Annotated in this window: 12 protein-coding genes; 10 read left to right on the forward strand and 2 right to left on the reverse strand. The window is 75.1% G+C overall.

Annotation, left to right across the window (positions count from 1 at the left end):
- Positions 1–265: 265 nt before the first annotated feature.
- From pyrH to ACRYR8_RS19550, 5 genes are all read left to right on the forward strand, one after another.
- Positions 266–1,012 (forward strand): UMP kinase, encoded by a 747-nt coding sequence (gene pyrH, locus ACRYR8_RS19530; protein ID WP_432485807.1) that lies wholly within the window; start codon positions 266–268, stop codon positions 1,010–1,012.
- 76 nt (positions 1,013–1,088) lie between these two features.
- Positions 1,089–1,646 (forward strand): ribosome recycling factor, encoded by a 558-nt coding sequence (frr, locus tag ACRYR8_RS19535; protein ID WP_432485805.1) that lies wholly within the window; start codon positions 1,089–1,091, stop codon positions 1,644–1,646.
- Complete coding sequence (locus ACRYR8_RS19540) at positions 1,643–2,518, forward strand: phosphatidate cytidylyltransferase (protein WP_432485804.1); 876 nt, start codon at positions 1,643–1,645, stop codon at positions 2,516–2,518. Before frr ends, ACRYR8_RS19540 begins: the two co-directional genes overlap by 4 nt.
- Positions 2,519–2,706: 188 nt before the next feature.
- Positions 2,707–3,810 carry a dual-specificity RNA methyltransferase RlmN gene (gene rlmN, locus ACRYR8_RS19545; protein WP_432485806.1) on the forward strand — a complete coding sequence of 368 codons (1,104 nt, stop codon included), beginning with the start codon at positions 2,707–2,709 and terminating at the stop codon, positions 3,808–3,810.
- A gap of 28 nt (positions 3,811–3,838) precedes the next feature.
- Positions 3,839–4,426, forward strand: coding sequence for a DivIVA domain-containing protein (locus ACRYR8_RS19550; RefSeq protein ID WP_432485803.1), 588 nt, complete (start codon positions 3,839–3,841; stop codon positions 4,424–4,426).
- 21 nt (positions 4,427–4,447) lie between these two features.
- Here ACRYR8_RS19550 and ACRYR8_RS19555 read toward each other — a convergent pair whose 3' ends face one another.
- Positions 4,448–4,849 (reverse strand): pyridoxamine 5'-phosphate oxidase family protein, encoded by a 402-nt coding sequence (locus ACRYR8_RS19555; RefSeq protein WP_432485802.1) that lies wholly within the window; start codon positions 4,847–4,849, stop codon positions 4,448–4,450.
- Between the two features lie 59 nt (positions 4,850–4,908).
- On the reverse strand, positions 4,909–6,012 hold the full coding sequence (locus ACRYR8_RS19560) for a trypsin-like serine peptidase (RefSeq protein ID WP_432485801.1): 1,104 nt from the start codon (positions 6,010–6,012) through the stop codon (positions 4,909–4,911).
- Between the two features lie 109 nt (positions 6,013–6,121).
- Between ACRYR8_RS19560 and dxr the strand changes: the two genes are divergently transcribed.
- The 5 genes from dxr to ACRYR8_RS19585 all read left to right on the forward strand — a co-directional run bounded on the left by dxr (position 6,122) and on the right by ACRYR8_RS19585 (position 12,764).
- Positions 6,122–7,384, forward strand: coding sequence for a 1-deoxy-D-xylulose-5-phosphate reductoisomerase (dxr, locus tag ACRYR8_RS19565; RefSeq protein WP_432485800.1), 1,263 nt, complete (start codon positions 6,122–6,124; stop codon positions 7,382–7,384).
- A complete protein-coding gene (locus ACRYR8_RS19570) occupies positions 7,381–8,712 on the forward strand; it encodes a M50 family metallopeptidase (RefSeq protein ID WP_432485799.1) in 1,332 nt (443 codons plus the stop codon). The genes dxr and ACRYR8_RS19570 overlap by 4 nt, the downstream gene beginning before the upstream one ends.
- A gap of 112 nt (positions 8,713–8,824) precedes the next feature.
- Complete coding sequence (ispG, locus tag ACRYR8_RS19575) at positions 8,825–9,985, forward strand: flavodoxin-dependent (E)-4-hydroxy-3-methylbut-2-enyl-diphosphate synthase (RefSeq protein ID WP_432485798.1); 1,161 nt, start codon at positions 8,825–8,827, stop codon at positions 9,983–9,985.
- A gap of 76 nt (positions 9,986–10,061) precedes the next feature.
- Positions 10,062–10,955 carry a GNAT family N-acetyltransferase gene (locus tag ACRYR8_RS19580; protein ID WP_432485797.1) on the forward strand — a complete coding sequence of 298 codons (894 nt, stop codon included), beginning with the start codon at positions 10,062–10,064 and terminating at the stop codon, positions 10,953–10,955.
- A 48-nt stretch (positions 10,956–11,003) separates the two neighbouring features.
- Complete coding sequence (locus ACRYR8_RS19585) at positions 11,004–12,764, forward strand: proline--tRNA ligase (RefSeq protein ID WP_432485796.1); 1,761 nt, start codon at positions 11,004–11,006, stop codon at positions 12,762–12,764.
- The last annotated feature ends 123 nt before the right edge of the window (positions 12,765–12,887 follow it).

The raw sequence follows: 12,887 nt of genomic DNA on the forward strand, positions 1-12,887 counted from the left end.
CAAAACCACCAAAAACACCACGCGGGGCGGGTGTGGTTGGTTCTGGGCGGGGTGAACCCCCCCCGCCGGGGGCGCCGCCGCCCCCCCCCCCCCCGGGGGGGGCCCCCCCCCCCCCCCCCCCCCCCGTTCGCGCGTCCGGCGCGCCGCACCCGTCCGGACCAGCGCACCGCCGGTGGGCACGACCCCCGGCGCAGCCGTGCGGCACACTCCCCGAGAACCCCACCCCGCGAAGGAGACCCGCGTGCCGGACACCACCGAGCCGAGCCTGACCGTCGACCTGGAGGCCGGCACGGTCGAGCCCGCGCCCACGTACCGCCGGGTCCTGCTGAAGCTGTCGGGGGAGTTCTTCGGCAACGGCTCCGTCGGCGTGGACCCCGACGTCATCGCCCAGGTGGCCCGTGAGATCGCCGGGGGCGTCAAGCTGGGTGTCCAGGTCGCCATCGTCGTCGGCGGCGGCAACTTCTTCCGCGGCGCGGAGCTGTCCCAGCGCGGCATGGAGCGCAGCCGCGCCGACTACATGGGCATGCTCGGCACGGTGATGAACGCGCTGGCGCTGCAGGACTTCCTGGAGCAGGCCGGGGTGGACACCCGCGTGCAGACCGCCATCGCCATGGGGCAGGTCGCCGAGCCGTACATCCCGCGCCGCGCCATCCGCCACATGGAGAAGAACCGGGTGGTCATCTTCGGGGCCGGTGCGGGCATGCCGTACTTCTCCACCGACACCGTGGCCGCCCAGCGGGCGCTCGAGGTCCGCGCCGACGCGGTCCTGATGGCCAAGAACGGCGTCGACGGCGTCTACACCGGGGACCCGCGCAAGGACCCGGCCGCCACCAAGATCGACGAGATCAGCTACTCGGAGGCGCTGCGGCAGGGGCTTCGCGTGGTCGACACGACCGCCTTCAGCTTGTGCATGGACAACGGCCTGCCGATGATCGTCTTCGGCATGGAGGGACAGGGCGTGGCGCGCGCGCTGCGGGGTGAGAGGATCGGCACGCAGGTGACCGCGGGCTGAGCCGGACGGGGACCCGAGGGGTCCCGTCGCTCACCGCGTCGGCCTGGACGCGCCGGAGAAGGACGAAGGGACCACCGTGATCGACGACACCCTCCTCGAGGCCGAGGAGAAGATGAGCAAGGCGATCGACGTCGCCAAGGAGGACTTCGGCGCCATCCGCACCGGTCGCGCCAACGCCGCCATGTTCCACAAGATCTTCGTGGACTACTACGGTGCACCCACCCCGCTGCAGCAGCTGGCCTCCTTCCAGATCCCCGAGGCCCGCTCGGTGCTCATCACCCCCTTCGACCGCGGCGCGATGGCCGAGATCGAGAAGGCGCTGCGCAACTCCGACCTCGGCGTGAACCCGGGCAACGACGGCAACGTCATCCGCGTGGTGCTGCCCCAGCTGACCGAGGAGCGCCGCAAGGACTACATCAAGCTCGCCCGCACCAAGGCCGAGGACGCCCGCGTCTCCCTGCGCAACGTGCGGCGCCGCGCCAAGGAGGAACTGGACCGCATCGTCAAGGACGGCGAGGCCGGCGAGGACGAGGTCACCCGTGCGGAGAAGGACCTCGAGGCCACGACGCGCAAGTACGTCGAGGTCGTCGACGAGCTGCTGAAGAACAAGGAAGCGGAACTCCTGGCGGTGTGAACGCGCCCGCACCCGACGCGGCCACCGGTGCCGCGCGCACGCCCCGCGCCGGGCGCAACCTGCCTGCCGCCGTCGGCGTGGGGCTCGCGCTCGGCGCGGTGCTGCTGCTCAGCCTGTTCGTGCGCCCCGAGGCGTTCGTCCTGCTCGCCTGCGCCGCCGTCCTGTACGGGACGGTGGAGGTGGTGCGGGCCTTCCGCGCCCACCACCTGCGGGTGCCGGTCCTGCCGCCGGTGGTGGGCACGCTCGCGATGCTGCCCGGCGCCTACCTCGGCGGTGGCGAGACCCTCCTGGTCGCCTACGTCCTGACCGTCTTCGCCGTGCTGGTGTGGCGGGTCGTCGACACCGGCGGTGACCACGGCAGCCCGGTGGCGGTCCCCGCCGTGCGCGACGTGGCCGGCGGCGTCTTCGTGGTGTCCTACGGCCCGCTGCTGGGCTCGTTCGCGATGCTCATGCTGGCCGCCTCCGACGGGGCCTGGCGCGTGCTGCTGTTCGTGGTGCTGGCCGTCGCCAGCGACATCGGCGGGTATGCGGCCGGGGTCTTCCTCGGCAAGCACCCCATGGCTCCCTCGGTCAGCCCGAAGAAGTCCTGGGAGGGCACCGCCGGCTCGCTGCTGACCGGTGCGGTCCTGGGGGCGGTGTGCCTGCCGCTGATGCTGGGCGGGGCGTGGTGGGGCGGGTTGCTGCTGGGCCTGGTCACCGTCGCGGTGGCCGTCCTGGGGGACCTCTCGGAGTCCATGCTCAAGCGCGACCTGGGCATCAAGGACATGGGCGACCTGCTGCCCGGGCACGGCGGTGTCATGGACCGGCTGGACTCGCTGCTCCCCACGGCGCCCGTGGTGCACCTGCTGCTGCTGGCGCTGGTCGGCCCCTGAGCCCGCCGGCGCCGGCCCCGCGGTGCGCGGGTGCCGGCGCACGGGCGCTTTACCATGGGGGAACCATGCCGACTCCTCCCGCCCCCTCCGCCGCGGCGGACGCCCCCCAGGACTTCAGCCAGGACTTCGCCCGGGACGCGGACCGCCGCCCGCTGCCGCTGGCGCCCGCCAGTCCCGGCGCGCTGGTGATGAGCGCCCCGCGCCGGGGCAAGCCGCCGCGCCACTTCAGCGACCTCGAGCCCGCTGAGCGTGCGGCGGCGCTGGCCGAGCTGGGTGAGAAGCCGTTCCGTGCCCGCCAGCTGGCCACCCAGTGGTTCGAGCGCCTCGAGGACGACCCCGAGCGCATGACGGACCTGCCGGCGTCCTCCCGGCGCCGCATCGCCGACGCGCTGCTGCCGACCCTGCTGACCCCGGTGCGGAGCCTGACGGCGGACGGGGGCAGGACGGTCAAGACGCTGTGGCGCCTGCACGACGGCGCCCTGGTCGAGTCCGTCCTCATGCGCTACAAGAACCGCGACACCCTGTGCATCTCCAGCCAGGCCGGCTGCGGCATGAACTGCCCGTTCTGCGCCACCGGACAGGCGGGCCTGACCCGGAACCTGTCCACCGCCGAGATCGTCGAGCAGGTCCTGGCGGCCTCGCGCGCACTGGCGCGCGGGGAGGTCGCCGGGGGGCCCGGTCGCGTCTCGAACGTCGTGTTCATGGGCATGGGGGAGGCGCTGGCCAACTACAGGTCGGCCGTCGCCGCCGTGCGCCGCCTCACGGCCCCCGCCCCCGACGGGCTGGGCATCTCCGCCCGCGGCGTGACCATGTCGACGGTCGGGCTGGTCCCGGCCATCGACAAGTTCGCCGCGGAGGGCATCGCCGCCACCCTGGCGCTGAGCCTGCACGCTCCCGACGACGAGCTGCGCGACGAGCTGGTGCCGATCAACCAGCGCTGGAAGGTCGGCGAGGCGCTCGACGCGGCCCGCCGCTACTTCGAGGCCACCGGACGTCGCGTCAGCATCGAGTACGCGCTGATCCGCGACGTCAACGACCAGGCCTGGCGCGCCGACCGCCTGGGCAAACTGCTCAACGCGCGCGGCAAGGGGTGGGTGCACGTCAACCCCATCCCGCTGAACCCGACGCCGGGCTCGAAGTGGACCGCCAGCGACCCGGCCGTGGAGCGGGCCTTCGTGGCGGCGCTGGAGGCCCGGGGCATCCCCACCACGGTGCGCGACACCCGCGGCAGCGACATCGACGGGGCCTGCGGTCAGCTGGCGGCCGTCGCCCCCGAGCAGCCGCGCGCGTGAGCGGCGGGCGGACCGCGGGGGTGAGCCGGTGACGCAGGACCTGGACGAGCGGGGCGCCGCCGCGCAGGTGCTGAGCGCTCGCCCGCACCGCACGGGGCGGCTGCGCCGCGGGTACCGCGTCGAGGACGTGGACGCGTTCTTCGAGCACGCCGAGCGCGCCGTCCCGGCCCGCCGGCTCAGCGCTGCCCAGGTGCGGGCGGTCGGCTTCGGCGCGCAGCTCGGCGGGTACGACGTCGATGCCACCGACGGGCTCCTGGCGGCGCTGGAGGACCGCCTGGCCCGCCTGGAGCGCGGGTGGGCCCTGGCCGGCGGGGCGCAGCGGCAGTGGGCGGAGCGGCACGCCGCACTGAGCGCCGCGGTGCACGGGCGCCTGGACGAGCCCGAGGGGGAGCGCTTCCCGCGCGCCCGGGGCCTGCGTCGCGGGTACCGGCCGGCCGACGTGGACGCGCTGTGCGCCGTGCTCGTGGAGCACTTCGCCGGCCGGGCGGACCTGGAGGCCGCGGACGTGCGGACGGCGCTGTTCCGCCCGCGGCGCGGCCGGCGCGCCTACCGCGAGGCGCCCGTGGACGCCTTCCTGGACCGCGTCGTGGAGCTCATGGTCTCCCACGAGAGCTGAGCGGCGGGCCCCGCCGACCCCTCAACCCCAGGGCGGGACCGACCCCAGCACCCGGTCCACCTCGACGGCGACGACCACGCGCTGCGGGTTGGGCCGGGGCACCCGGTACCGCTCCGCGTACCGGCGCTCGGCGTCGGCGACGTCGGCGGCACCGGTGAGCAGACGGGCCGGGCCCTCCAGCGCCAGCCAGCGGCGTCCGTCCACCTGGGCCACCACCGCGCGCGTGCCGCGGCGCACGTGCGCGGCCTTGCGGGAGGTGGCGGAGGTGATGACCCGCACCGTGCCGGTGCCGGGGTCGAAGGTGAACCCCACGGGCACCACGTGCGGGGAACCGTCCGCCCGCAGGGTCGTCAGGGTCGCCAGGTGCCGCTCGCGCAGCATCTCGAGCGCGCCGGCGGGCAGGTCGTGCGGGTCCAGGGCCACGGGAGGAACCTACGGGGCGCCCCGCGCCCCGCGCCCGGTCAGCGGGCCGGGCCGGGGGGTCAGGGGACCACGACGGCGGCGGCCTGCTCGTACACCTCGCGCTCCACCGCGCCCAGCCGCGGTCCGTAGAGCCGCTCGGGGGCGGAGCTGTAGCTGAAGCTCACCACCGAGGTGACGGTGCCGGTGCCGGCGGCCGGGTCGAACCCGGACAGCCACGGCCCGCCGCTGGACCCGCCACCCATGTCGCACAGGGTCCCCTGGTCGGTGGTGCCGCCCGTGTCGGGGAAGCGCCAGCCCGTGCAGTGCTGCAGCGTGGAGCCGTCGCCACCGCGCCCGGCCGCCGGGTAGCCGAACACCGTCACCCGGTCCAGCGGAGCGTCGAAGGCCAGGTCCAGCGCCCCGACCCGGTCGGCGAGCGTCGTGCCGTCCTGGCGCCCGAGGACCACGAACCCCACGTCGTGGTTGAGGGCGGCCGGTGTGCGCTGGTCCTCCTGGAGCCACTGGGGGGTCGTGAAGGTCCGGGTCGCGCTCCAGCGGCCGTAGGGCTGCTCCGAGCCCGCCAGGCCCGGGACGAAGATGACGTTCGTGGAGGTGTGGCCCGCCTCGCTGAGGCAGTGCCCGGCCGTCACCACGACGCTCTCGTTGCCCGCCTCCACGCTGCTGGCCGAGCACTCGTAGGGCAGTCCGCCCTGCGTGAAGAACAACCGCCCCACCTTCGAGGTGATCGCCGGGTCCCCGGTCCACGGCGTCGCCACGGTGACCGCGCCGCCCGTGACGACCGCCGCGGTGCTGCGCTGGCGCCGGGTGAGCAGGGGCGCGTCGCCACCGGCGAGCGTGCGCACCTGCGCGCCCTCCTCGTCGGTGCCGTCGGTGCTCGCCCCGGTCGTGGTGGCGGTGCCCGCGTCCGGGGCGGGGCCGCCGCCCGGTGCCGGGGCGTCGGCGGAGGCGGGCCGAGCGGCCGCCAGGCGCTCCGGCGTCCAGTACTCCAGCGCCGACTCCTGCGCCGCCGCGCCGACCTCTGCCAGCAGGTGCGCGGCGCCGGCCGCGCTCGCGCTGCCGGTGGCGGCGGGTGCCGCGCCGGCCGGGGCGGCACCCGCGGTGGCGAGGGCGGCGAGGGCGGCGGCGGCGAGGCCGCTGGTCCGGCGGCGGTGGTTCGCGGGCATGTGGGCTGTCCTCCTGTGGAGCGGTGCGCTCGGGCCATCCTCGCCGATGACGACGCCGGGCGGGGCCACCGGTGGATCCTCGTGCCGACCGCGCGGTCAGAATGTCCCGGTGAGCACCGATCCGCGCCCCGCCCCCGTCCTGCACCCCGGGGCGCTGGACCCGTCCCGCCCGGCGGCCGGGCCCGCGCGCGAGGTGGTCCTGCTGGGCAGCACCGGGTCGATCGGCACGCAGGCCCTGGACGTGGTCGCCGCCGCACCGGGCCGCTTCCGCGTCGTGGCGCTGGCGGCCGGCGGCGCGGACGTGGACGCCCTCGCGCGCCAGGCCGTCGAGCACGAGGTGCGCCTGGTCGCGCTCGCCCGCCCCGAGGCCGAGGCGCAGCTGCGCGAGGCCCTCGTCGCGCACGCCCGCGACGCCGGCCGCCCCGGGTGGTCCCCCCGGGTCGTGACCGGTCCGGACGCCGCGACCGAGGCCGCCGGCGAGCCGTGCGACGTGGTGCTGAACGGGATGACCGGGTCGGTGGGGCTGGGGCCGACGCTGGCCGCGCTGGCGGCCGGGCGCACCCTGGCGCTGGCGAACAAGGAGTCCCTGGTGGCCGGCGGACCGCTGGTCACCCGCGCCGCCGCGCCCGGCCAGGTCGTGCCCGTCGACTCCGAGCACTCGGCCCTGGCGCAGTGCCTGCGCGGCGGCACGGCCGACGAGGTGGCCCGGCTGGTCCTGACCGCCAGCGGCGGGCCGTTCCGCGGCCGGCGGCGCGAGGACCTGGCGGGCGTCACCCCCGCGCAGGCGCTGGCGCACCCGACCTGGTCGATGGGCCCGGTGGTCACCACCAACTCCGCCACCCTGGTCAACAAGGGCCTGGAGCTCATCGAGGCCTCGCTGCTGTTCGGCATCGGCTACGAGCGCATCGAGGTCGTCGTGCACCCGCAGTCGGTCGTGCACTCGATGGTGGAGTTCACCGACGGCTCCACCCTGGCGCAGTGCTCCCCGCCGGACATGCGCCTGCCCATCGCCCTGGGACTGGCGTGGCCGCACCGCGTGCCCGGCGCGGCGGCGGCGGTGGACTGGACGCGCGCCGCGAGCTGGACGTTCGAGCCGCTGGACGGCGAGGCCTTCCCCGCGGTGGACCTGGCGCGCGAGGCGGGCCGGCGAGGCGCCACGGTCCCCGCGGTGCTCAACGCGGCCAACGAGGAGTGCGTCGCTGCCTTCCACGCCGGTCGGCTGCCCTTCCTCGGCATCGTCGACACCGTGGCGCGGGTGGTCGGCGAGCACGAGCCGGGCGGAGAACCCCGCGACGTGGCCGACGTGCTGGCCGCCGAGCACTGGGCACGTGCGAGGGCGCGGGAGCTGACGGCGGCGGGGGCGCGCGCGTGAGCGAGGTCCTGCTGTGGGTCGTCGGCGTCCTCGCCGCGGCGGTCGGCGTGGCGGTGTCGATCGCCCTGCACGAGGTGGGGCACCTGCTGCCCGCCAAGCGCTTCGGCGTGAAGGTCACGCAGTACATGGTCGGCTTCGGCCCCACCCTCTTCTCCCGGCGGCGCGGGGAGACCGAGTACGGCCTCAAGGCGATCCCGCTGGGCGGCTACATCCGCATGATCGGGATGTTCCCGCCGCAGCCGGGGGACGAGCCCGGCCGGGTGCGCGCGTCCTCCACCGGCCGCTGGGCGCTGATGGCGGAGGAGGCCCGGGCGGCGAGCTTCGTCGAGGTCGGCCCGGGGGAGGAGCGGCGCACCTTCTACCGGTTGCCCGTGGCGAAGCGCATCGTGGTCATGTTCGGCGGGCCCTTCACGAACCTGGTGCTGGCCCTGCTGCTCACCGCGGTGGCCGTCAGTGGCATCGGTGCCCCCGGCCTCGTGCCCACCGTCTCCAGCGTCTCGCAGTGCGTACTGCCCGCGGGGACCAGCGCCACCGAGTGCGGCCCCGGCGACCCGCCCGCGCCCGGCGCGGCGGCGGGACTGCTGCCCGGGGACGTCGTGGTGTCCTTCGACGGTGAGCCGGTCACCGGCTGGGAGCAGTTGGCGCGCTCCATCCGGACCGCCGGCGGGCGCACCGTCGAGCTCGTCGTCGAGCGGGAGGGGCGGCGGGTGGAGCTGACCGCCACCCCGGTGCTCACGCAGCGGGCGGTGGTGGACGAGCGCACCGGCGAGGTCACCGACCGCGTGGAGGAGGTCGGCTTCCTGGGGGTCTCCCCGAGCATCGCCGTGGTGCGCACCCCGCTCACCGAGGTGCCCGGCGTGGTGGCCGAGCAGGTGCAGGGCGTGGCCGGCATCGTGCTGCGACTGCCGCAGCGCCTGGTCGACGTGGCGCAGGCCGCCTTCGGCACCGAGGCGCGCGACCCGAACGGCCCGATCGGGGTCGTGGGCATCGGCCGGCTCGCGGGGGAGCTGAACGCCCGGCCGGCGATCATCCCCGGCGACGAGCTGGCCGAGCGGACCTCCCGGCTGGTGTCCCTGCTGGCGGGGCTGAACGTGGCGCTGTTCGTCTTCAACATGATCCCGCTGCTGCCCTTCGACGGCGGTCACATCGCCGGGGCGCTGTGGGAGGTGCTGAAGAAGGCGTTGTTCCGCCTCCGCGGGCGGCCGGACCCCGGGCCGGTCGACGTGGCCAAGGCCATGCCGGTGGCGTACGGGGTGTCGCTGGTGCTCATCGGGATGAGCGCGCTGCTGCTGTACGCCGACATCGTGCGTCCGGTGACGCTCGGCTGAGCACGGCACCGGGTGCCGCGGGGCGTCCGCCCGGCGTGAACAGCCGGTGGCGGCCCGGTGGACGTGGCCGGTCCTGGTCGTCGCCGCGCCCGCGGGGGTCGATACTGGTCGCGTGACTGTCAGCCTCGGTCTGCCCGCCCTGCCCCCGCCCGTCCTGGCCCCGCGCCGCAAGACGCGCAAGATCAAGGTCGGCACGGTCGAGGTCGGCGGTGACGCCCCGGTCTCGGTGCAGTCGATGACGACGACGCCCACCACCGACATCAACGCCACGCTCCAGCAGATCGCCGAGCTCACCGCGACCGGCTGCGACATCGTGCGGGTGGCCTGCCCCAGCGCCGACGACGCCGAGGCGCTGCCGATCATCGCGAGGAAGTCGCAGATCCCCGTCATCGCGGACATCCACTTCCAGCCCAAGTACGTCTTCGCGGCGATCGAGGCGGGGTGCGCGGCGGTGCGCGTCAACCCGGGCAACATCCGCAAGTTCGACGACCAGGTCAAGGAGATCGCGCAGGCGGCCAAGGACGCCGGCGTCTCGATCCGCATCGGCGTCAACGCCGGCTCCCTGGACCCGCGGCTGATGCAGAAGTACGGCAAGGCCACGCCCGAGGCGCTGGTGGAGTCCGCGGTGTGGGAGGCCTCGCTGTTCGAGGAGCACGACTTCCACGACTTCAAGATCTCGGTCAAGCACAACGACCCGGTGGTCATGGTCCGCGCCTACGAGCTGCTGTCCGAGCGGGGCGACTGGCCGCTGCACCTGGGCGTCACCGAGGCCGGCCCCGCCTTCCAGGGCACCATCAAGTCCGCGACCGCCTTCGGTGCGCTGCTGAGCAAGGGCATCGGCGACACCATCCGGGTCTCGCTGTCCGCGCCGCCGGCCGAGGAGGTCAAGGTCGGCATCCAGATCCTGCAGTCGCTGAACCTGCGCCCGCGCAAGCTGGAGATCGTCTCCTGCCCCTCCTGCGGGCGCGCCCAGGTGGACGTCTACTCGCTGGCCGACGCGGTGACCGAGGGGCTGGAGGGCATGAGCGTGCCGCTGCGCGTGGCCGTCATGGGCTGCGTGGTCAACGGCCCCGGCGAGGCTCGCGAGGCGGACCTGGGCGTGGCCAGCGGCAACGGCAAGGGCCAGATCTTCGTCAAGGGCGAGGTCATCAAGACGGTTCCGGAGCACGCGATCGTCGAGACCCTCATCGAGGAGGCGAACCGGCTGGCCGCCGAGATGGGCGAGCCCGCCGAGGAGGCCACCGCCGGCGGCCCCACGGTCACCGTCGGCTGAGCACCGGGCCGGGTCGGTGCGCCTGCCGCGGTGGGGCCGCGTGGACGGCCCGCCGCGGTGGCGGCAGGATGCCGGGGTGTACCCGACCCCGTCCACGGCCACGTCCCGCGGCCCCGCCGGGCGCGGTGCCCTGCGCGTCCTGACCGGCGCCGACGCCGCCACCCTGCTGCGCCTGTGCGACCGGGACCCGGTGGCCAACCTCTTCGTCTCCGCCCGCGTGCTGGGCCTGGTGGCCCGCCCGGGCACCGACCTCGGCGGCCAGGTGTGGGGCTGGTTCGAGGACGGGCAGCTGGTCTCCGCGTGCTGGGCCGGCGCCAACCTCGTGCCCATCGAGGCGACCCCCGCCGCGCTGGACGCCTTCGCCGCGCAGGCCCGCGCCCAGGGCCGGCGCTGCTCCTCGCTCGTCGGGCCCGCCGAGACGGTCCTGGCGCTGTGGCAGCGGCTGGAGCCGCACTGGCGCGGCGTGCGTGAGGTGCGCGCCAGCCAGCCCCTCATGGTCTGCGACGGCGAGCCCTCCGTGCCTGCTGACCCGGCGGTGCGCCGCGCCACCCTGCGGGAGCTGGACCTCGTGGTCCCCGCCTGCGTGGCGATGTTCACCGAGGAGATCGGTTACGCCCCGGCACCACCCGACGGCGGTGGCGCCTACCGCGCGCGCATCGCCGAACTGGTCTCCACGGGCCGCTCCTTCGTGCGCGTGGACCCCGGCCCGTCCGGCCCCGAGGTCGTCTTCAAGGCGGAGCTGGGTGCGGTCTCGCCCAAGGTGGTGCAGGTGCAGGGCGTGTGGGTGCCGCCGCACCGCCGCGGCGAGGGTCTGGCCTCCCCGGGCATGGCTGCGGTGGTGCAGGCGGCCCGGGCCGAGGGCGTGGACGTCGTCTCGCTCTACGTCAACGACTACAACGCCCGGGCGCTGGCGGCCTACCGCCGCGTCGGCTTCCGCGAGGTCGGCACCTTCGCCACCGTCCTGTTCTGACGTCCCGGCAGGCCGGGGGCGTCCGCGGACGCGGATAGGCTGCCCGGCGTGCTGATGCGGATGTCGACGCTGTTCCTGCGGACCCTGCGGGAGGACCCGGTCGAGGCCGAGGTCGCCAGCCACAAGCTGCTGGTGCGCGCCGGGTACGTCCGTCGCGCCGCTCCCGGCATCTACACCTGGCTGCCGCTGGGCTTGAAGGTGCTGCGCAGGGTCGAGGCCGTGGTGCGCGAGGAGATGGACGCCGCCGGCTTCCAGGAGGTCCACTTCCCGGCGCTGCTGCCGCGCGAGCCCTACGAGGCCACCGGCCGCTGGACCGAGTACGGCGACGGCATGTTCCGCCTGAAGGACCGCAAGGGCGCCGACTACCTGCTCGCCCCCACCCACGAGGAGATGTTCACCCTCCTGGTGAAGGACCTGTACTCCTCGTACAAGGACCTGCCGCTGTCCATCTACCAGATCCAGACGAAGTACCGCGACGAGGCCCGCCCGCGCGCCGGCGTCCTGCGCGGCCGCGAGTTCGTCATGAAGGACTCCTACAGCTTCGACGTCGACGACGCGGGCCTGGAGGTCTCCTACGAGAAGCACCGGGACGCCTACATCCGCGTCTTCACCCGTCTGGGGCTGGAGTTCGTCATCGTCTCGGCGGTCTCCGGCGCCATGGGCGGCTCGCGCAGCGAGGAGTTCCTGCACCCCACCCCCATCGGGGAGGACACCTTCGTGCGCTCGGCGGGCGGGTACGCCGCGAACGTGGAGGCGGTCACCACGCCCGTGCCGCCCGCGCTGCCGTACGACGACGCCCCGGTGGCGCACGTGGAGGACACCCCGGACACCCCCACGATCGAGACGCTCGTGGCGGCTGCGAACGCCTCGCACCCGCGCCCGGACCGGCCGTGGACGGCGGCGGACACCCTGAAGAACGTCCTCGTCGTCCTGCGCCACCCCGACGGCACCCGCGAGCCGCTGGCCGTCGGCCTGCCCGGTGACCGCGAGGTGGACCTCAAGCGGCTCGAGGCGGCGCTCGCCCCGGCCGAGCTGGAGGCCTTCGGGGAGGCGGACTTCGCCGCGCACCCGGCGCTGGTGAAGGGGTACATCGGACCCGGTGCCCTGGGCGAGGGGTCCGTCTCCGGCGTCCGCTACCTGCTGGACCCGCGCGTGGTGGAGGGCACCCGCTGGATCACCGGAGCGGACCAGCCCGGCAAGCACGTGTTCGACCTGGTCGCCGGTCGCGACTTCACCGGCGACGGGTTCGTGGAGGCCGCCGAGGTGCGCGCCGGTGACCCGGCACCGGACGGCTCCGGCCCGCTGGAACTGGCGCGCGGCATCGAGATCGGCCACATCTTCGCCCTCGGCCGCCGCTACGCCGAGGCGCTGGACCTGAAGGTCCTCGACGAGAACGGCAAGCAGGTCGTCGTGACGATGGGCTCCTACGGCATCGGTGTGACGCGCGCGCTCGCCGCGATCGCCGAGGGCAACCACGACGACAAGGGCCTGGTCTGGCCGCGGGGCCTGGCCCCGGCCGACGTGCACGTGGTGGCCACCGGCAAGGACCCCGAGGTGTTCACCACGGCCGAGCGCATCGCCTCGCAGTTGCAGGCCGACGGCGTCGAGGTCCTCCTCGACGACCGCCCGAAGGTCTCGCCCGGGGTGAAGTTCAAGGACGCCGAGCTGATCGGCGTGCCGACGATCCTCGTCGTCGGCAAGGGTCTGGCCGAGGGGGTCGTGGAGCTCCGCGACCGCCGCAGCGGTGAGGCGCGGCAGGTGCGCCTGGCCGAGGCGGTTCCGGCCGTCACCGCCGCCGTGCGCGGCTGAGCGAGCGCAGCCGCGGGGGGGGGGGGGGGGGGGGGGGGGGGGGGGGGGGGGGGGGGGGGGGGGGGGGGGCGCGGCGGGGGGGGGGGGGGGGGGGGGGGGGTGGGGACGCGCAACCTGCACGCA

The sequence above is a fragment of the Kineococcus esterisolvens genome, from assembly GCF_050871405.1.
Lineage (GTDB): Bacteria > Actinomycetota > Actinomycetes > Actinomycetales > Kineococcaceae > Kineococcus.

Coding starts and splice junctions, on each gene's coding strand:
- rlmN (WP_432485806.1), top strand. CDS start 2,707: ATGAGCGCCCCGCGCCGGGGCAAGCCGCCGCGCCACTTCAGCGACCTC.
- ACRYR8_RS19560 (WP_432485801.1), bottom strand. CDS start 6,012: ATGCCCGCGAACCACCGCCGCCGGACCAGCGGCCTCGCCGCCGCCGCC.